The 1,226-nt window shown below is 68.0% G+C and carries 1 protein-coding gene; it reads right to left on the bottom strand.

What is annotated here, in order from left to right; genetic code table 11:
* On the bottom strand, positions 1-1,090 hold a 1,090-nt coding region (locus OO52_RS45455; protein WP_030941202.1), incomplete at its 3' end, for an IS256 family transposase.
* Positions 1,091-1,226 lie beyond the last annotated feature (136 nt).

Below are 1,226 nucleotides of genomic sequence, written 5' to 3'. Positions count from 1 at the left end.
GGATGACGGCGGTGCGGTCGGGGAAGATGCCGACCACGTCGGTGCGGCGGCGGATCTCCTTGTTCAGCCGTTCCTGCGGGTTGTTCGACCAGATCTGCCGCCAGATCTCGCGGGGGAAGGCGGTGAATGCCAGCAGCTCGTGCTGAGCGGCGTCGAGGTGTTCGGCGGCCTTGGGGAACTTGGCCTCCAGGGCGTCGAGGACGTGCCGCATCTGGGCCTGGACCGCCTCGGAGTCGGGTTGTTCGAAGACGGTCCGCAGCAGCGTGGCGACCCAGGGCTGGGCGGACTTGGGGACCTGGCAGAGCAGGTTGCGGGCGTAGTGGGTGCGGCATCTCTGCCAGGAGGCGCCGGGCAGCACGGCGCCGATGGCGTCTACCAGGCCGGCGTGGGCGTCGGAGATGACGAGCTGGACGCCGGACAGGCCGCGGGCGATCAGCGAGCGCAGGAAGGCAAGCCAGCCGGCGCCGTCCTCAGCGGTGGCGACGTCGATGCCGAGGATCTCGCGGTGCCCGTCGGCGTTGACCCCGACCGCGATCAGCGCGTGGACGTTGATGATGCGGCCGCCCTCGCGGACCTTCTGGGTCAGCGCGTCGACCCAGACGAATGAGTAGGGTCCGGCCTCCAGTGGCCGGTTGCGGAAGGCGGCGACCTGTTCGTCCAGGTGCTTGGCCATCGCGGAGACCTGGGACTTCGACAGCTGGGTGACGCCGAGGGACTGGGCGAGTTTCTCGACTCTGCGTGTGGAGACGCCGAGCAGGTAGGCGGTGGCGACCACCGAGATCAGGGCCTGTTCGGCCCGGCGCCGTCGTTCCAGGAGCCAGTGCGGGAAGTAACTGCCGGACCTGAGCTTGGGGATGGCGAGTTCGACGGTCCCGGCGCGGGTGTCCCACTCGCGTGGGCGATAGCCGTTGCGGTGGTTGACTCTTTCCTCGCTGACCTGGCCGTATTCGGCATTGCAGAGAGTGTCGGCCTCCGCGGACATGAGTGCGTCGGCGAACGTCTTGACCATCGCGCGCAGCAGATCGGGACTCGCCGCGGCGAGGTTGTCTTCCGCGAGGGCGTGCAGGGGCAGACTGTCGGGTGCGGTCATCGTGCTGATCTCCTTCGAGCCTTCGACAACTCGAAGATCAGCCGGTGGCCGTTCTTGTATCCGGACTCTCACTCCGACGCCGGGGCAAACGCCCGGATCAGGTGGGAACCCGTACACCACTTCTCAGGACGCAACC

Origin of the sequence: Streptomyces flaveolus (genome assembly GCF_000716535.1) — a bacterium.
Lineage (GTDB): Bacteria > Actinomycetota > Actinomycetes > Streptomycetales > Streptomycetaceae > Streptomyces > Streptomyces flaveolus_A.
The sequence above is the reverse complement of the archived record's forward strand: the minus strand, read 5'-3'. Positions and strand labels throughout refer to the sequence as shown.